The sequence below is a fragment of the Methylobacterium gossipiicola genome (genome assembly GCF_900113485.1).
Classification (GTDB): Bacteria; Pseudomonadota; Alphaproteobacteria; order Rhizobiales; family Beijerinckiaceae; genus Methylobacterium; species Methylobacterium gossipiicola.
The window spans coordinates 70682-90397 of sequence record NZ_FOPM01000013.1 but is presented as its reverse complement, the minus strand read 5'-3'; the positions used below and the strand labels follow the sequence as shown (position 1 = coordinate 90397).

General features: G+C 68.6%; 18 protein-coding genes and 1 tRNA gene. 10 read left to right on the top strand and 9 right to left on the bottom strand.

Going from position 1 to position 19716, the window contains the following annotated elements:
- The first annotated feature begins 47 nt into the window (after positions 1-47).
- From BM249_RS12860 to BM249_RS12835, 6 genes are all read left to right on the top strand, one after another.
- Positions 48-302 carry a formate dehydrogenase gene (locus BM249_RS12860; protein WP_091972399.1) on the top strand — a complete coding sequence of 85 codons (255 nt, stop codon included), beginning with the start codon at positions 48-50 and terminating at the stop codon, positions 300-302.
- Positions 303-309: 7 nt separating this feature from the next.
- Positions 310-3252 carry a formate dehydrogenase subunit alpha gene (locus BM249_RS12855; RefSeq protein WP_091972397.1) on the top strand — a complete coding sequence of 981 codons (2943 nt, stop codon included), beginning with the start codon at positions 310-312 and terminating at the stop codon, positions 3250-3252.
- Positions 3253-3268: 16 nt separating this feature from the next.
- Positions 3269-3865, top strand: a complete 597-nt coding sequence (gene fdh3B, locus BM249_RS12850) for a formate dehydrogenase FDH3 subunit beta (RefSeq protein ID WP_091972395.1) — start codon at positions 3269-3271, stop codon at positions 3863-3865.
- Positions 3866-3936: 71 nt separating this feature from the next.
- Entirely contained in the window at positions 3937-4977 is a 1041-nt protein-coding gene (locus BM249_RS12845; RefSeq protein WP_091972392.1) for a formate dehydrogenase subunit gamma, read from the top strand.
- Positions 4978-5027: 50 nt separating this feature from the next.
- Positions 5028-5267: a hypothetical protein gene (locus BM249_RS12840; RefSeq protein ID WP_091972390.1), complete on the top strand. Its 240-nt coding sequence runs from the start codon at positions 5028-5030 to the stop codon at positions 5265-5267.
- Between the two features lie 28 nt (positions 5268-5295).
- Positions 5296-5844 (top strand): hypothetical protein, encoded by a 549-nt coding sequence (locus tag BM249_RS12835; protein WP_091972388.1) that lies wholly within the window; start codon positions 5296-5298, stop codon positions 5842-5844.
- 14 nt (positions 5845-5858) lie between these two features.
- Here BM249_RS12835 and BM249_RS12830 read toward each other — a convergent pair whose 3' ends face one another.
- Genes BM249_RS12830 through BM249_RS12820 form a run of 3 tightly spaced genes read right to left on the bottom strand, consistent with a single transcriptional unit; the run spans position 5859 to position 7668 of the window.
- Positions 5859-6350, bottom strand: coding sequence for a DUF2721 domain-containing protein (locus BM249_RS12830; RefSeq protein WP_091972386.1), 492 nt, complete (start codon positions 6348-6350; stop codon positions 5859-5861).
- Positions 6351-6388: 38 nt separating this feature from the next.
- Positions 6389-7105 (bottom strand): anti-sigma factor, encoded by a 717-nt coding sequence (locus tag BM249_RS12825; protein ID WP_091972384.1) that lies wholly within the window; start codon positions 7103-7105, stop codon positions 6389-6391.
- A complete protein-coding gene (locus BM249_RS12820) occupies positions 7102-7668 on the bottom strand; it encodes a sigma-70 family RNA polymerase sigma factor (protein WP_177232406.1) in 567 nt (188 codons plus the stop codon). The genes BM249_RS12825 and BM249_RS12820 overlap by 4 nt, the downstream gene beginning before the upstream one ends.
- Before the next feature lie 225 nt (positions 7669-7893).
- Here BM249_RS12820 and BM249_RS12815 point away from each other — a divergent pair, with 225 nt between their 5' ends.
- The gene (locus tag BM249_RS12815) at positions 7894-8472 is read left to right on the top strand and encodes a fasciclin domain-containing protein (RefSeq protein WP_091972382.1); all 579 of its coding nucleotides are present in this window, start codon (positions 7894-7896) and stop codon (positions 8470-8472) included.
- A gap of 291 nt (positions 8473-8763) precedes the next feature.
- Here BM249_RS12815 and BM249_RS12810 read toward each other — a convergent pair whose 3' ends face one another.
- Both BM249_RS12810 and BM249_RS12805 read right to left on the bottom strand, forming a co-directional pair.
- A complete protein-coding gene (locus tag BM249_RS12810; protein ID WP_342029858.1) occupies positions 8764-9723 on the bottom strand; it encodes an HD-GYP domain-containing protein in 960 nt (319 codons plus the stop codon).
- A gap of 448 nt (positions 9724-10171) precedes the next feature.
- A tRNA-Arg gene (locus BM249_RS12805) sits at positions 10172-10248 on the bottom strand.
- A gap of 187 nt (positions 10249-10435) precedes the next feature.
- Between BM249_RS12805 and poxB the strand changes: the two genes are divergently transcribed.
- The 3 genes from poxB to BM249_RS12790 all read left to right on the top strand — a co-directional run bounded on the left by poxB (position 10436) and on the right by BM249_RS12790 (position 14518).
- A complete protein-coding gene (gene poxB, locus BM249_RS12800) occupies positions 10436-12196 on the top strand; it encodes a ubiquinone-dependent pyruvate dehydrogenase (RefSeq protein ID WP_091972378.1) in 1761 nt (586 codons plus the stop codon).
- A gap of 110 nt (positions 12197-12306) precedes the next feature.
- Positions 12307-13167, top strand: coding sequence for a transglutaminase-like domain-containing protein (locus BM249_RS12795; protein WP_091972376.1), 861 nt, complete (start codon positions 12307-12309; stop codon positions 13165-13167).
- Between the two features lie 100 nt (positions 13168-13267).
- Positions 13268-14518 carry a glycosyltransferase family 87 protein gene (locus BM249_RS12790; RefSeq protein ID WP_091972374.1) on the top strand — a complete coding sequence of 417 codons (1251 nt, stop codon included), beginning with the start codon at positions 13268-13270 and terminating at the stop codon, positions 14516-14518.
- 70 nt (positions 14519-14588) lie between these two features.
- Here BM249_RS12790 and BM249_RS12785 read toward each other — a convergent pair whose 3' ends face one another.
- The 4 genes from BM249_RS12785 to BM249_RS12765 form a co-directional block, all read right to left on the bottom strand.
- Positions 14589-16172: a c-type cytochrome gene (locus tag BM249_RS12785; RefSeq protein WP_091972372.1), complete on the bottom strand. Its 1584-nt coding sequence runs from the start codon at positions 16170-16172 to the stop codon at positions 14589-14591.
- Positions 16173-16559: 387 nt separating this feature from the next.
- A complete protein-coding gene (locus tag BM249_RS12775; protein WP_091972479.1) occupies positions 16560-17054 on the bottom strand; it encodes a TspO/MBR family protein in 495 nt (164 codons plus the stop codon).
- Positions 17054-18259, bottom strand: a complete 1206-nt coding sequence (locus tag BM249_RS12770; RefSeq protein ID WP_091972478.1) for a geranylgeranyl diphosphate reductase — start codon at positions 18257-18259, stop codon at positions 17054-17056. Before BM249_RS12770 ends, BM249_RS12775 begins: the two co-directional genes overlap by 1 nt.
- Positions 18260-18264: 5 nt before the next feature.
- On the bottom strand, positions 18265-19602 hold the full coding sequence (locus BM249_RS12765) for a BCD family MFS transporter (RefSeq protein WP_091972370.1): 1338 nt from the start codon (positions 19600-19602) through the stop codon (positions 18265-18267).
- Between the last annotated feature and the right edge of the window lie 114 nt (positions 19603-19716).

The following is a 19716-nucleotide window of genomic DNA, read 5'->3' as shown; positions in this document are numbered from 1 at the left end:
CGGGATGCGCCCATCGCGCATCCCTCGCCGTTTGAGGAGTGTCGACCATGCGACAGGACCAGAAGGACACGCAGGACGGGCTCGGTCGTCGCCAGTTCTTCCGCGCCCTCGGCGGCGGAACGGTGGCGGTGGCCGCCGGCGTCGCCGCCACGCCGATGACCGCCACGGACGCCCAGGCCTACGATCCGGGGCAGGACGAGACCAAGGGGCGCTACCGCCTCACCGACCACGTGAAGGCGTTCTACCGGACCAACGGGTACGAGACGCTCGTGAACAACACCAACGCCGCCGACAAGAAGTGAGGCAGCCATGCTGACGAAGCGTAAGGGTGGCGCGGCGAGCCACACCAAGCACCAGGCCGTGGCCGCCGGTCTCGCCGCCGGGGTTCTCGATCGGCGTTCGTTTCTGCGGAAATCCGGCCTGACGGCCGGCGCCCTCGCGGCGGCCGGCTCGCTCCAGCTCGGTGCCGTGCGGCAGGTGAAGGCCGCCGGCTCCTCCGCCGTCGGTCCCGAGACCGTGGTGAAGAAGAACGTCTGCACCCACTGTTCGGTGGGCTGCACCGTTACGGCGGAAGTCGTCAACGGCGTCTGGGTCGGCCAGGAGCCGTCCTACGCGAGCCCGATCAACCGGGGAACCCACTGCGCCAAGGGCGCGGCCATCCGCGAGCTGGTCTCGTCGGACCGGCGCCTCAAGTACCCGATGAAGCTCGTGGCCGGGCAGTGGCAGCGCATCTCCTGGGAGATGGCCATCGACGAGATCGGCGACAAGCTGCAGGCGATCCGCGCGAAGAACGGCGCCGACTCGGTGTACTGGCTCGGCTCGGCCAAGTTCACCAACGAGGCCGCCTACCTCATGCGCAAGTTCGGCGCCTTCTGGGGCACCAACTCCGTCGACCATCAGGCGCGCATCTGCCACTCGACCACCGTGGCGGGCGTCGCCAACACCTGGGGCTACGGCGCCCAGACCAATTCGTACAACGACATCCGCAACGCCAAGACCATGATCATCCTCGGCGGTAATCCGGCCGAGGCGCACCCGGTCTCCATGCAGCACGTGCTGTCGGGCAAGGAGATCAACCGCGCGAACATGATCGTCATCGATCCGCGCTTCACCCGCACAGCGGCGCACGCCACCGAATACGTCCGCATCCGCTCAGGAACCGACATCCCCGTCGTCTGGGGCATCCTCTGGCACGTGTTCCAGAACGGCTGGGAGGACAAGGAGTTCATCGCCCAGCGCGTCTACGCCATGGACGACGTCCGCAAGGAAGTCGCCAAGTGGACGCCCGAGGAAGTCGAGCGCGTCTCCGGCGTGCCCGGCGAGCAGTTGAAGCGCGTCGCGGAGAAGTTCGCCAAGGAGAAGCCCGCGACCCTGATCTGGTGCATGGGCGCGACCCAGCACACGGTGGGCACCGCCAACGTGCGGGCGCTCTGCATCCTGTGTCTGGCCACCGGCAACGTCGGCAAGCCGGGCACGGGCGCCAACATCTTCCGCGGCCACACCAACGTGCAGGGCGCCACCGATCTCGGCCTCGATGTCACGACGCTGCCGCTCTATTACGGCCTCGTCGAGGGCGGCTGGCGGCATTGGGCCCGCGTCTGGGACGTGCCCTACGAGTGGCTGCAGTCGCGCTTCGACGAGGTTCCGGCGACCGCCGGCCGCAAGGCCCGGACCCGCAAGGAGAACATGGAGGCCCCCGGCATCACCTCCACCCGGTGGTTCGATGCCGTGAACCTGCCCCCCGAGCAGATCGACCAGCGAAGCCCGCTGAAAGCCTTCATGGTGTTCGGCCATGGCGGCAACACCGTCACGCGCCTGCCCGAGGCCGTGGAGGGCATGAACAAGCTCGAATTGCTGGTGGTGGCCGATCCGCATCCCACCACCTTCGCGGCCTTGGACGCCCGGCAGGACAACACCTATCTCCTGCCGATCTGCACCTCCCTTGAGATGGAGGGATCGCGCACGGCCTCGAACCGCTCGATCCAGTGGGGCGAGCAGATCGTCGAGCCCGCCTTCGAGTCGAAGAACGACTACGAGGTGCTCTACCGCCTCGCGACGAAGCTCGGCTTCGCCGACACGCTGTTCAAGAACATCAAGGTCGAGAACGGCGTTCCGCAGGCCGAGGACATCCTCCGCGAGATCAACCGTGGCGGCTGGTCGACGGGCTATTGCGGCCAGAGTCCCGAGCGCCTGAAGGCGCATATGCGCAACCAGCACAAGTTCGACCTCATCACCCTGCGCGCGCCGAAGGACGACCCGGAGGTGGGCGGCGACTACTATGGCCTGCCATGGCCGTGCTGGGGCAAGCCCGAATTGAAGCATCCGGGCTCGGCGATCCTCTACAACACCTCGCTCCACGTGAAAGACGGCGGGAGCACCTTCCGGGCGCGGTTCGGCACCGAGCGCAACGGCGCGACCCTGCTCGCCGAGAACTCGTTCACCAAGGGCTCCGACCTCACGGACGGGTATCCCGAATTCACCTTCGGGGTGTTCAAGAAGCTCGGCTGGGACAAGGACCTGACGCCGGACGAACTCGCCACCATCCTGAGGATCGGCGGTGACAAGCCCGACACGATCAGCTGGGCCACCGACCTGTCGGGCGGCATCCAGCGCGTCTGCCTCGAGCACGGCGTGATCCCGTTCGGCAACGGCAAGGCCCGCGCTAACGCCTGGAACCTGCCCGACCCCGTGCCGGTACACCGCGAGCCGATCTACACCCCGCGCCCCGACCTCGTGGCGAAGTATCCGACCCGGCCCGACGAGCGGCAGTTCCGCATGCCGAATATCGGTTTCTCCGTGCAGAAATCGGCGGTGGAGCGGAACGTCGCCCGCGACTTCCCCATCATCCTCACCTCCGGCCGCCTCGTCGAATACGAGGGCGGCGGCGAGGAGACGCGCTCCAACCCGTGGCTCGCCGAGCTTCAGCAGGACATGTTCATCGAGATCAACACCGGGGATGCCACCGAGCGCGGCATCAAGGACGGACAGTTCGTCTGGGTGACGGGCGCCGAGAACAACTCGAAGGCCAAGGTGAAGGCCCTGGTCACCGACCGCGTCGGCAAGGGCGTGGCGTTCATGCCCTTCCACTTCTCCGGTTGGTACGAGGGCAAGGACATGCGCGACTACTACCCGAAGGGCACCGACCCGGTGGTGCTCGGCGAGAGCTCGAACTCGGTCACCACCTACGGTTTCGATCCTGTGACGGGCATGCAGGAGACGAAGTGTACCCTATGCCAGATCAAGGCCGCGTGAGAGGAGCGCATCGACCATGGCCCGTATGAAGTTCCTCTGTGACGCCGACCGTTGCATCGAGTGCAACGCCTGCGTCACCGCCTGTAAGAACGAGCACGAGGTGCCCTGGGGCATCAACCGCCGCCGCGTCGTGACGTTGAACGACGGCAAGCCCGGCGAGCGCTCCGTCTCCATGGCGTGCATGCACTGCACCGACGCGCCTTGCGCCGCCGTGTGCCCGGTGAACTGCTTCTACACCACGGCCGATGCCGTGGTGCTGCACTCCAAGGACATCTGCATCGGCTGCGGCTACTGCTTCTATGCCTGCCCGTTCGGCGCGCCCCAGTATCCGCGCGTCGGCAATTTCGGCTCGCGCGGCAAGATGGACAAGTGCACCTATTGCTCGGGCGGACCGGAGCCCGACCTGTCGCTCGCCGAGTACGAGAAGTACGGCTCGAACCGCCTTGCCGAGGGCAAGCTGCCCCTCTGCGCCGAGATGTGCTCGACGAAGGCCCTGCTCGCCGGCGACGGTGAGATGATCGCCGAGATCTACAAGCAGCGCGTGATCAAGCGCGGCTACGGATCGGGCGCCTGGGGCTGGAAGACGGCTTACCGCGAGACCGTGGCGATCTGATCGCCGATCCACGACGGGAGGCGCCGCGAGGGCGACGCCTCCGCGATGATAAGAACCCGAAAGGAACGCCGATGCGGCGGGCAGTCACGCTCTTCAGCACCCTCGTCCTCGCGACGACGCTCGTGGCCACGCCGGCCGTGCTCGCGCCCGCCTGGGCGCAAAACCCGCAGCAGCAGGATGGGCTGAACCCCATGGGCGCCAAGCCCACGGCGGATTCGGTGAACGAAGAATTCCTGTTCAAGCAGGCCGACAAGATCACCGGCCGTGTCAGCATCCCGGACCGCAAATCCGCCAACCTGATCCAGCCGCAGGGGCGGGAATACCGCGCCTTCCGCGAGTCGTGGCTGCCCTGGATCGGGGCGCTGGGTATCCTCGGAATGGTCGCGGCGCTCGCCGGGTTCTTCTTCTGGCGCGGGCGCATCCTGACCGACGACACCCAGGAATCGGGCCGCAAGATTCTGCGCTTCAACGCCTTCGAGCGCTTCGCCCACTGGATGACGGCGACGTGCTTCATCATCCTGTCCCTGTCGGGCCTGAACTACATCTTCGGCAAGCGCCTGCTGATGCCCGTCATCGGCCCGGATGCCTTCGGTGCCCTGGCGCAATGGGCGAAGTACGCCCACGTCTACCTCGCATGGCCGTTCATGCTCGGCGTGGTGATCATGGTCGGGCTCTGGCTGAAGGACAACATCCCGAACCGGATCGACTGGGCCTGGATCAAGGCGGGCGGCGGCCTCATCGGCAAGGGTCACCCCCATGCCGAGCGCTTCAACGCCGGCCAGAAGGGCGTGTTCTGGATGGTCGCGGGCTTCGGCGCCGCCATGGGCGTCACCGGCCTGATGATGCTGTTCCCGTTCACCCTGGTGGACATCAACGGCATGCAGGTGATGCAGGTGATCCACTCCCTCATCGGCATCGCCTTCATCGTCGGCATCCTCGCCCATATCTACATCGGAACGCTCGGCATGAAGGGCGCCTACGACGCCATGGGCAGCGGCGAGGTCGATCTCGCCTGGGCCCGCGCCCACCACGACCTCTGGGTCGAGAAGGAGCAGGCCAAGACGGCGAGCGGCCCGCAGCTCGCAGGTCGCCGGCCCGCCCCGGCCGAATGATCCCGCTCGAGTCATCACGAGACGTCCGAAGCCTGCCGGAAAGACCCGCCATGAAAGCCTTCGCCGCCGCCGTCATCGCCGCCATCGCCCTTGGCGTGGTGGCGATGTTCGCCCTCACCAGCAGCCAGAAATACGCCTATCAGGCCTTCGCGACCTCGGGCGCTCGGGTCTCTGAGCCGGGTACCAATCTCGTCGGTTCCAAGTGGAACGGCCTGCCGCTCCTCGGCGACGCCACGGCGGAGGATCGCGCCAAGGTCCAGGGCGAAGCCTCGCACCCCAAGCGGTCCTGATTCCGTCCCGCTCCTTGAGGAAACCAACATGCTGAAGTCCCTGTCGCAGGTCGGGCTCCTCGCGGTCGCCGGCCTGATCGCGCTGCCGGCCCTCGCCCAGGAGGCGCCCCCCGCGCCGGCCGGTGGCCCGGCCAACCTCTGCAAGGAATTGCTGACGTTCGTGACGGCGCCGGAAGCCAAGAAGCAGGAGGCGGCGACGCCGCAATCCCAGGCGACGGCGGTGTCGAACCCCTCCGGCAAGACCGAAGGCAAGCCCTCCGTCGCGGGTGGCGAGCCGCAGCAGAAATCCGGCCTGAGCGGCGCGACGGAAGCCAAGGACACCGTGGCTCCCGGCGACCGCAAGGCGGCCCTCGCGCAGGCCAACGCCGCCGCGAAGGGCGCGGCCGCACCGGCCGCGTCGCCGCCGCCGCCCAAGCCCGATGCCGCCACCATCGCGCAAATCGAGGCCGCCAACGCGAGCAACGATCAGGCGAGCTGCCGCGCCGCGGCCCTGACCCTGCGCAAGGCCGGCGTGCCGATGCCGCCGCCGCTCCTCGCCCTCGCGGCCCTCGACCTCAAGTTCCAGACCGGCCGCTGAAGCAACGGCGGCGCCTACGAGGCTGAAGGGTCCGGATCGGCGGCCTGGAGCGTCGTGCGGTCGACCTCGTCCCGCACGCCGCGTCCGGCCATGAGGATCTCGCAGAGAAATGCCGCGATGGCCGCGATGGTGCAGACCAGCGCCACGCCGAAGCATCCGAACAGAAGCGTGGCCGTCGTCGCCTCGCGGAGCGTCCCGACGTAGAGGGTCAGCACGGCCACACCGGTCATGATGGCGCCGGCGGAGGCGAGGACCACGGCCGCGTCGAGGACGAAGGAGCGCCGGCGCAGATACGCCAGTTGCCGCGACACCCGCCGGGTTTCCTCCGGCCCGGCCCCCTGCAGGCGGGAAGAAGCGGCATCGACCTTGTCGGCCACCCGCCCGAGGCGCGTCGAGAACACGTTCAGCAGCGTCGCCAGGGCCGTCAGGAGAAAGGCCGGGGCGAGGGCGGTCTGGATGATATGCGCGATGTCGCTTGGGGCGAGGGGCGGGGCGGCAGGAAACATGCGGGCTCGCAGGAAGGGCAGCGGGCGAGGGGGCCGGATCAATCCCGGAAGAGCTTGCCCGAATAGACCACCGGTCCCGTCGCGACACCGCCGGGGGCGCCGCCGGCGGGTTCGACGGTGACGGCGAGCACGGCCTTCTCGAGGCCGGCGGCATCCCGCACGGCGTTCGGCATGGGTATGCTGGCCCGGCCCGGCTCGACCAAGCCGAGGGAGCGCGGCGCGGCGCCGTCGGCGATGTACCAGAGTTCGAGGCTCTTCTCCCGGGGCATGTCCATGGCCACGGAGCGGACCTCCGCGAGGCCGCGCCGCGTATCGACGCGCACCACCAGGGCCGGCATTTCGCCGCCCCGGTTGACCACGGCCACGTACTGGCCCGCCTCCGGGTCGACGGGCAGGAACCGACCGAGGCCGAGCACCAGGGCGAGGCCGGCGGCCAGGGCCGAGGCCCCGATCGCCCCGAGGCGCCAGCGCCGCAGGCGACGGGCGAGATCCGTCACCCGCGGGTCCTCCACCGCGGGGGCCACGGTGGCGCGGATGCGCAGCCACAGGCCCGGCGGGGGGGCGATCTCGGGCGTTGCCTCGTCGAGGGGCGCGAGGCGCGTCTGCCAGCGCGCCACGGCGGCCTGGAGGCCCGCATCCGATGCCAGGGCACGGGTGAAGGCGACGCGTTCGGCCTGGGGCAGGGTGCCGAGCACGTACTCGGCGGCTTCGATGTCGCGGTCGGGCAGGCTCGCGCCGGTGGGACCTTCGGTCATGCGTTGGCTTCCAGGCAGGAGCGCAGACTCGCCAGCCCGCGATGGAGCCAGGTCTTGATGGTGTTCACCGGCCGCTCGAACCGCGCCGCCAGTTCCTCCCGGGAAAAACCATCGCAATAGGCCAGCACGAGGCACTGCCGGTGCAGGTCGTCGAAGCGCCCGAGGCAGAGGGCGAGGGCGCCGCGATCGAGGATGTCGCTCTCGCCGTCGTACGGATCGGGCACGTTGTTCATCCAATCCTCGCCGTCGACGAGATCCGTCAGGGGGGTCTCCTTGCGCGCACGCACCCGGTCGATGGCCCGGTTGCGGGCGATGGCGCACATCCAGGTGATCGGGCGGCCGGCCGTGGGCACATAGGCCCCGGCATTCTGCCAGATCCGGAGATAGACATCCTGAAGCACGTCTTCCGCCGTCTCACGATGACGGACGATACGCAAAACCACCCCGAAGAGTTTCGCGGCCGTCTCGTCGTAGAGCGCCTTGAGGGCCGCCTGATCCCCGCCCGCGACGGCAGCCAGCCGCGCCTGAAGCGACGCGTCGCCCTGGGAGACATCACTAACCACGTCGCACCGCCGACGAACGCACCATTTCCATCCCCCGCTCGTTCGCCGTCGATCCGGCCCCAATCCACCGCCTTGCGGCGCGGACGGTTCCGGACGTCTGCTCGATCCCTCGACGCAGTACCACGCGGCGGACTGCTCTTTGTCGGATCATTCCTGAAACTTTGGCTGCGAACCTTCCGTAAGTCACCCCGATCGCCCCATCCGGGACATCAGAGGAGACACACGATGCACACCATCACCGTCCGTCGCCCGCTGGCTTCCAAGCTCGCCGCCTTCGGTCTCGCCCTCGCCGTCGGCGCGGCGCTTCCGGCCGCCGCCCTGGCGAAGAACCCCATGGTCGGCGGCGCGCCGATGTACGCTTCGAAGACCATCGTGGAGAACGCCGTCAACTCGAAGGATCACACCACCCTGGTCGCCGCCGTGAAGGCCGCCGGCCTCGTCGACACCCTGTCGGGCCCCGGCCCGTTCACGGTGTTCGCCCCCACCAACGCCGCGTTCGCCAAGCTTCCGGCCGGCACCGTCGAGACCCTGGTAAAACCCGAGAACAAGGCGACGCTGACCAAGATCCTGACCTACCACGTCGTCCCCGGCACCTATACGGCCAAGGATCTCACGAAGCTCGTGCGCGACGGCGGCGGCGAGGCCCAGCTCAAGACGGTGGCGGGTGAGCCCCTCGTGGTGCAGACCAAGGGCAAGAAGGTCTACGTGACCGACACCAAGGGCAACACCGCCACGGTCACCATCGCCAACGTGATGCAGTCGAACGGCGTGATCCACGTCATCAACGGCGTCCTCCAGCCCTGATCCCGTCGGGGGCGATGGTCCCCGGGCGCCAGTCCTGACGACGGCCCTCCGGCTCCGGTCGGGGGGCCGTTTCCGTTCGCAGCCGGGATCCCGGACCACGGGAGAATCCGCGGCCCGGCGCGCCAACGGCGACCGAACCCGGTGAAAGCGGATCGCCGAGGCGCGGGCGACGAAAGCGGCTTTCACGAAACGCCCGTCCTGCCATGGGGCTCACGTTCGGCGCCCGTCACCGAGCGTTCGAGGCGATCTCGAAGACCCGTGCGACACCGATGCCCCGGCGCGGGGAGGAGATTATCGCACGGCCATCATGGCTTCGCCGAAGCACTGGACGAGGCGGCCTTCGAGCTTCGTGTCCATGCTCTCCAGCACCGAGAGGGCGTCACGGACGGGCATCGGCTTCCTGTAGGCCCGCCGCTCGGTGAGGGCGGCATAGATGTCGCAAATCGTCAGGAGCCGCACGGTGTCGCTGATGGCGCTCCCGACGAGACCATCGGGATAGCCAGACCCGTCCAGCATCTCGTGGTGATGGCGCACGGCGCCGAGGGTGAGGTCGTCGCAGCCGCTGTCGCGCAGGATCTCGTACCCGATCACCGGGTGCGTGCGAATGATCGCCATCTCGTCGGCATCGAGGCGGCCGGGCTTGTTCAGGATCGCCTGGGGGATTCGGGCCTTGCCGAGGTCGTGCAGCAGGGCCGCCCGCACGAAATGCTGCCGATCCTCTTCGCGAAAATGCAGAAAGTTGACGAATTGCGCGGCGACGCCGGCCACCAGGAGGCAATGCTGGTACGTCGCGTCGTCGTGGGTCCAGACGGTGTCGAGCCATCGATTGAGGCCACCGTCGCGGACGGCCGCGAGGATCGGGATCAGACCCGCCTCGACGGCACTGAGCACCACGCCCCCCTCCCGCGCGCCGTCGAACAGGGTGGTGAGGGCTTCCGTGGCGCGCAGGATCCCGCGATCGGTCACGCCGCTCGCGCGCTCGGCCTGCGCACCGACCTGATCCCGGATCACCTGCGCCACGAGGGCCGGCGCGGTGTAGGCCGGGAGACAGACCGTGGCGCCGAGTTCCCGGGCCTGCCTCAAGGCGCCATCGGATGTCGAGCGCATGAGGCAGACCACGGGAATCCGCTCCCTGTTGTCGATGGACACCAGGGAGCGCAGCCGTCGGATGGACTCACGCCGGCTCAAGGTCAGGTCGGAAACGATCGCGATGGGCTTGGTTCCGAAAGCGGGCTTTCGGTCGCCGAACATGACCTCGCAATGCCCGACGGTCTTCAGAATCGACTCGAGAGGCCCGCTTTGATCCGGACGATCGGTCAGAAGGAAAATCGCGCCGTCATTCATGTCCGTGCGTCCAAAGCTCTACGCCGCCCTTTTGCGCCTTCTCGTCCTGCGGTCCCGCGTTTCATCGCGAGGTCGGTCCCCTGACGCAGATCTCCGCGAGACCGGCGCCGAGCCGCTGTGGATCTCCCAAGGAGCCCATGTGGCGTCGGATAGTTGATCCATGTGTGGATTAAAGAAACCGCTACGCCGAAACGTTCGGATAGTCCCACAATGCGACAGAACCCGGTCCCGATACGCTCGGTGGCACCAATCTCATGCGAACGATGCGCGTGGACACCGGGCTATCCCTGCGGAGGGGACGCCGCCGGAACCCGCGAACGGCTGGATGGGAACGGCCAGACCACACTGGAGAGACTGGCGACCCCGGTAGGGCTCGAACCTACGACCTGCCGCTTAGAAGGCGGCTGCTCTATCCAGCTGAGCTACGGAGTCAGGGTGCCGGGATCGTGGTAGCAGGCCCCCTTGCGCCTGTCACCAAAGACTCGGCCGTGGGCGGGCCCGCCTCATGACTCGGACTTGGCCGACGGGGAGGCGAGGCGGTTCGAGTTTTTGCAGCGCGGCAATGCGGGAACGTGGGGGATTCCACAGGGTTTGAGAGCCTAACAGAGGGATCGAGCCCATGAAGATCGTCACCGCCGCGGATCTCATCGTCGAAACGCTGGCGCAGGCGGGGGTCCGCCGCATCTACGGCCTCGTCGGCGACAGCCTGAACGCCCTGACCGAATCGCTTCGCGCCCGCGCGGTCATCGATTGGGTGCATGTCCGCCACGAGGAGGTCGCCGCCTTCGCGGCGGGGGCCGAGAGCCAGCTCACCGGGGAACTCGCGGTCTGCGCCGGGTCGTGCGGGCCGGGCAACCTGCACCTCATCAACGGTCTGTTCGATTGCCACCGCTCGCGCACGCCGGTCCTGGCCATCGCGGCGCATATCCCCTCCGCCGAGATCGGCTCGGGTTATTTCCAGGAGACGCACCCCGAGACCCTGTTCCGGGAGTGCAGCCATTACTGCGAACTGGTCTCCGATCCGTCGCAGCTGCCGCAGGTGCTGGAAAACGCCATGCGGGCGGCCATCGGCCTCTCCGGCGTCGCCGTCGTGGTGATCCCCGGCGACGTCGCCCTGGCGGATGCGCCGAAGCGGGGCATCGCGCCCAATCCGGGGCTGATTCCGCGTAAACCCGTGGTCCGCCCGGCCGAGCGGGATCTGGACACCCTCGCCGACCTCCTCAACGGCTCGGGCCGCGTCACCCTGTTGTGCGGTCGCGGCTGCGCCGGGGCACACGCCGAGTTGCTGCAACTTGCCGAGGCCGTGAAGAGCCCCATCGTGCATGCCCTCGGGGGTAAGGAGTTCGTCGAATACGACAACCCCTACGATGTCGGGATGACCGGCCTCATCGGCTTCTCGTCGGGCTACGCCGCCATCATGGGCTGCGACACCCTGCTGATGCTCGGTACCGACTTTCCCTACCGGCAATTCTATCCGGCGGATGCGAAGATCGCCCAGATCGACCTACGCCCCGAGCAGCTCGGCCGCCGCTGCAAGCTCGACCTCGGCCTCGTCGGGGACGTGAAGGCGACGCTCACCGCCCTGTTGCCGAAGCTCACCGTGAAGGATGATTCAAGGCATCTCGACGCCGCGCTGAAGCACTACGCCGAGGCCCGCGAGGATCTGGACGACCTCGCCACCGGCACGCCGAAGCGGGGCTGGTTCGGCCTGAAATCCGGCACCGGGCCGATCCATCCGCAATACCTCACCAAGCTCCTGAGCGAGGCCGCATCCGAGGACGCGGTCTTCACGGCCGATGTCGGCACGCCGACGATCTGGGCCGCCCGCTACCTCAAGATGAACGGCCGGCGCCGGCTCCTCGGCTCGTGGGTGCACGGCTCCATGGCCAACGCCATGGCGCAGGGCATCGGCGCGCAGGCGGCGCAGCCGGGGCGTCAGGTGATCTCGCTCTCGGGCGACGGCGGCTTCGCCATGCTGATGGGCGATCTCCTGACCCTGCGCCAGGAGAAGCTGCCCCTGAAGGTGGTGGTGTTCAACAACGGCACCCTCGGCTTCGTCGAGATGGAGATGAAGGCCGCCGGCTATATCGAGACCGGCGTCGCCCTCGACAATCCGGACTTCGCCGCCATGGCGCGGGGCGCCGGCATCTTCGCGGTACGGGTCGAGGATCCGGCGGAGTTGTCGGCGGCCGTCGCGCAGGTTCTGGCCCATGACGGTCCGGCCCTCCTCGACGTGGTGGTGGCTCGTCAGGAACTGTCGATGCCGCCGAAGATCGACGGCCAGCAGGTGAAGGGCTTCAGCCTCTACGTTCTGCGCGCCGTCATGAGCGGACGCGGCGATTCGGTCCTCGACCTCGCCAAGACGAACCTGCTTCGCTGAACCGAAGACCTCGTTTCGAAAGTTTTCGGGTGGGCGGTCCTGCGGGATCGCCCACGGGCAGACGGGCGGGCGTAAATCTTGCAGACCGCTCGGCAACAGGAGATCCGCCCATGCGCTACACCCTCGGCTGCAGCCTGTCGTACAATATTCTTTCGGATACGACCTTCATCTTCAATCTCGAGGTCGCGAAGCTGCGGAGCGCTGAGATCTTGAGCGAATCCCTGATCCTGAAGCCGGACCTGAAGCGTGAGGTCTATATCACGCCCGATCTTCAGAACCGCTACATCGGGGTCAACGTCCCGACGGGGCCGTTCTCCCTGGACTACAACGCCGAGGTGGATCTCACCGTCCACCGGGCCGATCCGGCGACGATCAACGAGACGCCCATCGGGCAATTGCCCCTCGACATCCTGCCGTTCCTGCTGCCGAGCCGCTTCGTCTCGTCGGACCGCCTGACGCCCTTCGCGCAGGCCGAGTTCGCCGCCCTGCCGAAGGGGCACCAGCGCGTCAACGCCATCTGCAACTGGATTCACGACCACATCGCCTATCAACCGGGCGCCAGCGACGGCGAGACCACGGCCCATGAGAGCCTGCTCAAGCGCGCCGGCGTCTGCCGCGACTTCGCGCATATCGGCACGGCCTTCTGCCGGGCGCTGGGCATCCCCGCCCGCTTCGTGAGCTGCTACGCCCATGGCCTCGTGCCGAGCGATTTCCACGCGGTGTTCGAAGCCTATCTCGATGGACGCTGGTGGCTGTTCGACGCCACGCGCCAAGCCGATCTCGACGGGCTGATCCGCATCGGCGTCGGCCGGGACGCCGCCGAAATCGCGTTCTCGACGCCCTACGGCAACATGCAGCCGGTCAACCAGCAGATCCGCATCGTCCGCTCCGACGGCCTCGGCAGCCCGCCCCAGCGCACCGTCGACGCCATCTCGACGGAAATCCCGAGGCCGCATGCGGGCGCGGCCTGACCGGCACGGCGGTTTCACGGACTTTTAAAACGCCGTGGCCAGGGTTCGGACGACGGAACGGAGTTCGAGGCTCCACCGGTCCGAAACGGGACTGAACACCATGCGCACGGCCCCGGCGGGCAGCCCTGACGACCCGGCGACGACCGTGCCCATCGGCGCGGACGCCGCCCCGTCGCGCCTGCTTCTCGGGACGATCCTCGCCCTGCTGGTCCTGCTCATCGCCTCCAAGGCCGTCGACCTCGCCGAACCGGCTTCGGCGGGGCGGGGGGCCTCCCTCATCGATTTCGATGCGTTCCGCATCGCGGGACAACTCGTCTGGCGCGGCGCGATCGATCAAGCCTATCGCTTCGAGACGCTGGTGGCGTTCCAGCGGCGTTTCGGGGAGCCGAACGCCTTCCTGCCCTGGACCTATCCGCCGGTCTTCAACCTCGTCGTGGCGCCCTTCGCCCTGCTGCCGCGAAGTCTCGCCTATACGCTCTTCATCGGGGCCACCCTGGCGGCCTATCTCCTGGTTCTGCGGCGTCTGGCGGGGTCCCATCTCGGTCCGCTCCTCGCCCTGCTGTTTCCAACCCTCGCCGTCACCGTCGCGTGCGGACAGAACGGTTTTCTCACCGGCAGCCTCATCGGCGCGGCCTGCCTGTGCTTGCTGCGACGCGATCCCCGCGCCGGGCTTCCCCTCGGCCTGATGGCGATCAAACCGCATCTGGCCGTCGGCTTCGCGGTCCAGGCCCTGATGACCCGCGATTGGCGCACGGCCCTCGTCGCCGCGAGCGTCGCCCTGGCCTTCGCCGGGCTCGCAACCCTGATCCTCGGCACCAGCGTCTGGGGGGCGTTCCGCGACGGCGTCGCGGAGGCGGGCGTCTTCCTCGAACGGGGCCTCTATCCGCTCTACCGGATGATCTCGGCCTATGCCGCCCTGCGGAGCCTCGGCACCCCGGCCACGGTCGCCCTGGCCGTGCAAGGCGCCGTCGCCGTCGTCGCCCTCGGTCTCGTGATCCGCGCCATTCGGCGCCGGATGCCCATCCATCGGGTCGTCGGCCTCGCCGCCCTCACGAGCCTCCTGGTGAGCCCCTACGCCTACGATTACGATCTACCGATCCTCGGCGTCGGACTCGCGCTCCTCGGCCCCGATCTCCTGGCGCGCACCGAGCCCCGCACGCGGCTGGTCCTGTTCGGCCTGGTCTGGGTTGCGTCCGGTTGGGGCCTCGCGATGACCGGACTGCTCCACCATCGCTACGGAGGAGCCGACATCCCCATCGGGGTGATGGCACCGTCCCTGGGCGGCCTCGCCCTGGTGGCGGCGATCGGTCTAATCTGGTGCATCCTGTCGCGCGCTCCCGCCGAAGGGTGAGCCCGGGCAACGATGCCGCCAGCGCGTCGAGCGGCTTGGCCCCTCCGAGCGCGCCGCCTCGGACCTGCCGTCAATTCGGCTTGGGCGTTCCCACGGGAGCCGTGACCGGCGTCGCGGCCTGCTTTTCGGGGTTCTTGAGCTGGCTGTAGGCGATGTTGGAGAAGCTGCCGATCACCGCGTGCCAGCCGAGGGTCTGATACGCGGCGTCGTCACGTCCGGCCTTGCAGAAGGCCGTGGTGACGCCGTTGACGATGTCGTCGTCCTTGGCCCCCGGGGCCGCCGCCTTGATCCGGGGCAGGAGGGCGTCGAGGCGCGGGATGAACTCCGCCGGGGCGATCCCCTTCAGGGCCTCGGCCGCGCCGGATTCGTCGATGGCTTTCGCCACCTCCGGCTGGGCGATCTCGGCGCAGGGGGCGGTACCGGCCAGCATCGTCTGCGTCTTCTCGCGAGCCGTCGCCACGATACCGCGCTCGGTGATGACGGGCGCGCTGTTACCCCAGGCATTGCGGACGTAGTCGGTGACATCGGCCACCTCGGCGTCGGTCATGCCGGCGCCGATGGCCGGCATCGGCGCGTAGCCGTTCTGGGCCGCGAGACCGCCGAGGATGACCCGGATGACCGTCTCGGGCCCCTTTGCCTGGACCGAGGTGTTGCCGGCCAGCGCGGGAATCGCGCCCTCGACGCCCTTACCGTCGGGCTTGTGGCAAGATGAGCAGTAGCTGAGATAGGTGCCGGCCCCCGGCGCACCGGCGGCATTGAACGCCTGGAGGTCCTTGGTCTTGTAGCTCTCCTTGGCCTTCTGCGTCCGCAGGTACGCGACCATCGCCTTGAGGTCGGCGTCGGTCATCTTGGAGAGGGATTCCTCGATGGTCTGGCGCATGGGGCCGGCGGCGACGCCGGGGCGGTCCCCCGGGGCGGTTCCGGTCTTGAGGTAGGTCACCACCTGATCGTCGGTCCAGGCGCCGATGCCGGTGTGATCGTCGGGCGTGATATTGGGGGCGTACCAGCCGTCGATGACACCGCCGCCGAGCTTGCCCGCCAGCCCGCTGTTGCCGACGATCTTGTTGGCGTTGTGGCACATGCCGCAATGGCCCAGGCCCTCGACGAGGTAGCCGCCGCGATTCACCTCCGCGCTCGCCTCCGGGTCCGGCTTGAACTCGCCCGCCGTGAAGAACGCCGTGCGCCAGGTGATGAGAGCCGTGCGGATATTGAACGGAAATGGGATCTCGGAGGGCTTGCGGACTTCGTGGACGGGTTCCAGCGACTGCAGATAGGCGAAGATCGCGTCGGCATCGGCGCGCGTCACCTTGGTGTACCAAGCGAACGGAAAGGCCGGATAGAGATAGGACCCGTCCTTGGTGATGCCGTCGTGGAAGGCGCGGTAGAAGTCGTCGGCGCTCCAGTTGCCCAGCCCCGTTTCCTTGTCGGGGGTCAGGTTCGGCGTCCGGATCTTACCGATGGGGGTATCGAGAACGTAGTTGCCGGCGAACGGTTTACCGCCGGGGGCGGTGTGACAGGCCACACAATCGCCGGCCGTGGCGAGGTACTCGCCCCGCTTCACGAGATCGCTCGTGCCCTCCTGGGCCCCGGCGGAGACAATGGCGGAACACAGGAACAGTCCGGGACCGAAGCCCAAGGCGACGAGACGTTGCATCACACCTGAACTCCGCCCGAATTGAAAAGTGGAACTATGTTAACTCATGCCTCGGGAACGCGACGGTTTTCGGCATTGTTCCGCCGGCAGATCCCGTTGCTTTGCCGCAGGCGGCGCACGCTCCGGTGGCATTTCGCAGACGAAGACCGAGTTCGGCTGCGTGGGCGAGAAACGCTCCCAGCAGGCACGCAGCGACGGCCCACCAGGGCGCCCCCGTCAGCGCCCCACGGACAGCCAGCATCAGGCTAGCCCCGGAGGCGAGGTTGAACAGGAGGGGCCGGAGGGCCGAACGCCGACGCCCCCACATCATCAGGAAACCCGCCTCGCACGCCACGAGGACCAGGATGGCGTCGATGACGTGCCCGGAGGCGAACAGCCCAGCCATCGCTATCCGGCTCCGAACGGGCCGTTGAGCCGCACGATGGCGCGGTTCAGCACGGCCGCGATTCCGACCCAGACGAGGTAGGGCAGAAGGAGAACCGCCCCGAGGGTCGAGACCCGCAGGGTCACGAGGATGAGGGCCAGGATCGACAGCCACAGGAGCACGACCTCGGCCAAAGCCCAGTCCGGCCGGCGCATCCGGAAGAAGATCGCGCTCCAGGCGATGTTGAGGACGGCATTCACCCCATAGGCCACGAGGAGCGCGCGGCGCGGCTCGGGACGCGCATCGGCATTCCACGCGATGACGGCCGAGACCGCGGCAAGCGCGAAGATCGTCGCCCAGATCGGCCCGAACGCCCAGTCGGGCGGCTTCCAGGCGGGGCGGCGCAGGCCGTGATACCACGGTCCGAGGGTGGTCAGCACCCCGCCGGCCACCGCCACCACGAGGGCGACCCCAACCGCGACGGCAATGGAGATCCAGTTCGCGGCGTTGGATTCCATCAGGGCGAGACCCACCGGAACAGGTGCGCGAGATCCTTGAAGAAGATCCGCAGATGCGCGACGGGCTTCGCCCGGACGAGTTCCTTGTTCATGTAGGACTCCCAGGTCAGCTGCTGGACGTCCTTGTCGCGACAGATGGAGACGAAGCGCTCGCGCAAGGCATCGCTGCGGTACCAGACCCCCTGCATGATGCGCAGGATGAGGAAGACCCGCCCGTGCAGGCGCATGAACCTCCTGCGGGCGAGGGCGAGCGCCGAAACCTTGCCCGTGGCGAGGAACAGCTCGGCCGCCTCGGCGGCCAGGCGGCCGCCGAGCATCGCGTAGTAGATGCCCTCGCCCGAGGCCGGGGCGACGAGGCCGGCAGCGTCACCGGTCAGGAGCACGTCGCGGCCATTGTCCCACTTGCGCAGGGGCTTGAGGGGGAGGGGGGCGCCTTCGCGGCGCACGGTCTCGCCGGAATCGAGGCCGGTGGAAGCCCGCAGGTCCCGGATGGCGCCGCGCAGGGAGAAGCCCTTGCGGGCGCTGCCGCTGCCGATGCTGACGGTGTCGCCGTGCGGGAAGACCCAGGCGTAGAAATCCGGCGAGAGCCTGCCCTGATAATAGACGTCGCAGCGCGTGGCCTCGACGCCGCCGCCCTCGGGCGGCAGGCGGACGATCTCGTGATAGGCGAAGACCTGCTTCATGGCGGCGTGGCCCGGAATCTCGGCGCGCCCCACGGGGGAACTCGCGCCGTCGGCGCCGATGACGAGCCGGGCGCGGGCCTGCCGCGCCGTACCGTCCTGCCGATACTGGACCGTGGCGCCCCCCTCCGCGTCGCGCATGATGCGCTCGAAGGTCGCGGCCCGCAGGTCCGCTCCGGCCAGAACCGCCCGGTTGCGCAACCACGGGTCGAAGTGTTCGCGATCCACCATGCCGACGAAACCGTCGCCGATGGGCATGTCCACGCGCTTGTCCTTCGGCGACACCATCCGGGCCGAGCGGACCTTGGCGACGAGGAGGCCGTCGGGAATGGCGAAGTCGCGGATGAGGCGCGGCGGAATCGCGCCGCCGCAGGGCTTGATCCGCCCCGGCTTGTCGAGGAGCAGCACCCGCCGCCCCGCCCGGGCGAGATCGGTGGCGGCGGTGGCCCCGGCGGGGCCGCCGCCCACCACCACCACGTCGAAGACTTCCGGTTCGGACAGGTCGGCCTCGGACAGGTTGGACATGGGCATCACCTCATGGACAGGCGCGGCGTGAACGGCACGAGTTTGGTGCGGTGGGGCCGGGCTGAGGCCGGCGCAGGGGCGATGCGCAGGGCGAGGACGGCGCCGACGAGGAACAGCCCGGCTTCCGCCGCGAACACGCTGCCGTAGGCCTGGACCGGCGGCAGGACGAGGCGAGCGGCATCCACCGCCACGGTGCCGAGGAAGCCTCCGGCCCCGAAGGCGATGCCCTGCGCCGCGCCCCATACGCCCATGCGCGTGCCGCGCTCGGCCTCGCCGCCCATGCCCGCGAGCGCCATCATCGATCCGATGGCGGCGACGGCGAAGACGCCGTTGCACAATCCCAGGGCGAATACGGCGCCGCGCAGGGGAAAGTCGGGGCCGGCGAGGCCGCCGCCCGCGATGGCGAGGAGCGACGCGGCCGAACCGACGCAGCCGAGCGCCGTCCAGAGTTTGAGGGAGCCGAGGATGGGGCCGCCAATGCCCATGGTCAGGCCCGCAACGAGCAGCATTCCGGCGAGGACGCCGCCATGCTGGAGCCCCGAAAGCTTGGTGGTGCCCCCCGGCGTCATGGCGAAGACGAGGCCGGCAAAGGGTTCGAGGATGAGTTCCTGGGCGCTGTAGGCCAGCATGGCGACGAAGATGAACACCGTGAAGCGGCGCGAGGCCGGCTCCGACCAGACCCGGGTGAGCACCGCGCGAAACGGCCTCTTGGCTTCCACCGCCGGGCCATCACCCTCGGTCCGGGTGGGCTCGATGCCCCGCACGGCCAAGAGGGCGACGAGGAAGGCGAGGGCCGACACCGTGCCCGAGACGGCGACGAGGCGGGCGCCGGAGAACGGATCGAGGAAATGCCCGGCCAGCGGCGCCGTAACGGCGAAGCCCGCGATCATCATCACCCAGACCACGGTGGCGGCCGCGCCCCGGCGCCGATCCTCGACTCCGGTGGCGAGGAGGACGAGGAGCGAGGTGCCGGCGGCCCCCACGCCCATGCCCACGATGAGAAAGGACAGGACGGCGAGGGCGAGACCGGCGGCGAGATGGATTTCGGCGAGGGCCGTGGCGACGGCCGCCCCGAAGCCACCGAGCGCCAGGGCGGCCATGCCGCCGACGATCCAGGGCGTGCGACGCCCGTGCACGTCCGAGCCGTAGCCCCAGCGCGGACGCAGGATCTGCACGGCGTAATGAAGGGCGACGAGGCCGCCCGGGACGATGGCCGGGAGCGCCAGTTCCACCACCATCACGCGGTTGAGGGTCGAGGTCATCAGGACCACGATGGCCCCGAGGGCGGTTTGAACCAGCCCGAGCCGAACGATCTGCCACCAGCCGAACGCGAACGGTGCCATTCACCGGCCTCCCTGGTGCCATCGCGCGAACCATCGAAGGCTCGCCCCAGGAGTGACGCTAAAGAACGACACTCTTGCGTGTCAAGTTTGATTTACAGGCATCGCGACTCCGCA

What these genes read in the sequence shown, in the direction of transcription:
- BM249_RS12860 (WP_091972399.1), top strand. Translation starts at nt 48, where the DNA reads ATGCGACAGGACCAGAAGGACACGCAGGACGGGCTCGGTCGTCGCCAG.
- BM249_RS12855 (WP_091972397.1), top strand. Translation starts at nt 310, where the DNA reads ATGCTGACGAAGCGTAAGGGTGGCGCGGCGAGCCACACCAAGCACCAG.
- fdh3B (WP_091972395.1), top strand. Translation starts at nt 3,269, where the DNA reads ATGGCCCGTATGAAGTTCCTCTGTGACGCCGACCGTTGCATCGAGTGC.
- BM249_RS12845 (WP_091972392.1), top strand. Translation starts at nt 3,937, where the DNA reads ATGCGGCGGGCAGTCACGCTCTTCAGCACCCTCGTCCTCGCGACGACG.
- BM249_RS12840 (WP_091972390.1), top strand. Translation starts at nt 5,028, where the DNA reads ATGAAAGCCTTCGCCGCCGCCGTCATCGCCGCCATCGCCCTTGGCGTG.
- BM249_RS12835 (WP_091972388.1), top strand. Translation starts at nt 5,296, where the DNA reads ATGCTGAAGTCCCTGTCGCAGGTCGGGCTCCTCGCGGTCGCCGGCCTG.
- BM249_RS12830 (WP_091972386.1), bottom strand. Translation starts at nt 6,350, where the DNA reads ATGTTTCCTGCCGCCCCGCCCCTCGCCCCAAGCGACATCGCGCATATC.
- BM249_RS12825 (WP_091972384.1), bottom strand. Translation starts at nt 7,105, where the DNA reads ATGACCGAAGGTCCCACCGGCGCGAGCCTGCCCGACCGCGACATCGAA.
- BM249_RS12815 (WP_091972382.1), top strand. Translation starts at nt 7,894, where the DNA reads ATGCACACCATCACCGTCCGTCGCCCGCTGGCTTCCAAGCTCGCCGCC.
- BM249_RS12810 (WP_342029858.1), bottom strand. Translation starts at nt 9,723, where the DNA reads ATGTTCGGCGACCGAAAGCCCGCTTTCGGAACCAAGCCCATCGCGATC.
- poxB (WP_091972378.1), top strand. Translation starts at nt 10,436, where the DNA reads ATGAAGATCGTCACCGCCGCGGATCTCATCGTCGAAACGCTGGCGCAG.
- BM249_RS12795 (WP_091972376.1), top strand. Translation starts at nt 12,307, where the DNA reads ATGCGCTACACCCTCGGCTGCAGCCTGTCGTACAATATTCTTTCGGAT.
- BM249_RS12790 (WP_091972374.1), top strand. Translation starts at nt 13,268, where the DNA reads ATGCGCACGGCCCCGGCGGGCAGCCCTGACGACCCGGCGACGACCGTG.
- BM249_RS12785 (WP_091972372.1), bottom strand. Translation starts at nt 16,172, where the DNA reads ATGCAACGTCTCGTCGCCTTGGGCTTCGGTCCCGGACTGTTCCTGTGT.
- BM249_RS12775 (WP_091972479.1), bottom strand. Translation starts at nt 17,054, where the DNA reads ATGGAATCCAACGCCGCGAACTGGATCTCCATTGCCGTCGCGGTTGGG.
- BM249_RS12770 (WP_091972478.1), bottom strand. Translation starts at nt 18,259, where the DNA reads ATGTCCAACCTGTCCGAGGCCGACCTGTCCGAACCGGAAGTCTTCGAC.
- BM249_RS12765 (WP_091972370.1), bottom strand. Translation starts at nt 19,602, where the DNA reads ATGGCACCGTTCGCGTTCGGCTGGTGGCAGATCGTTCGGCTCGGGCTG.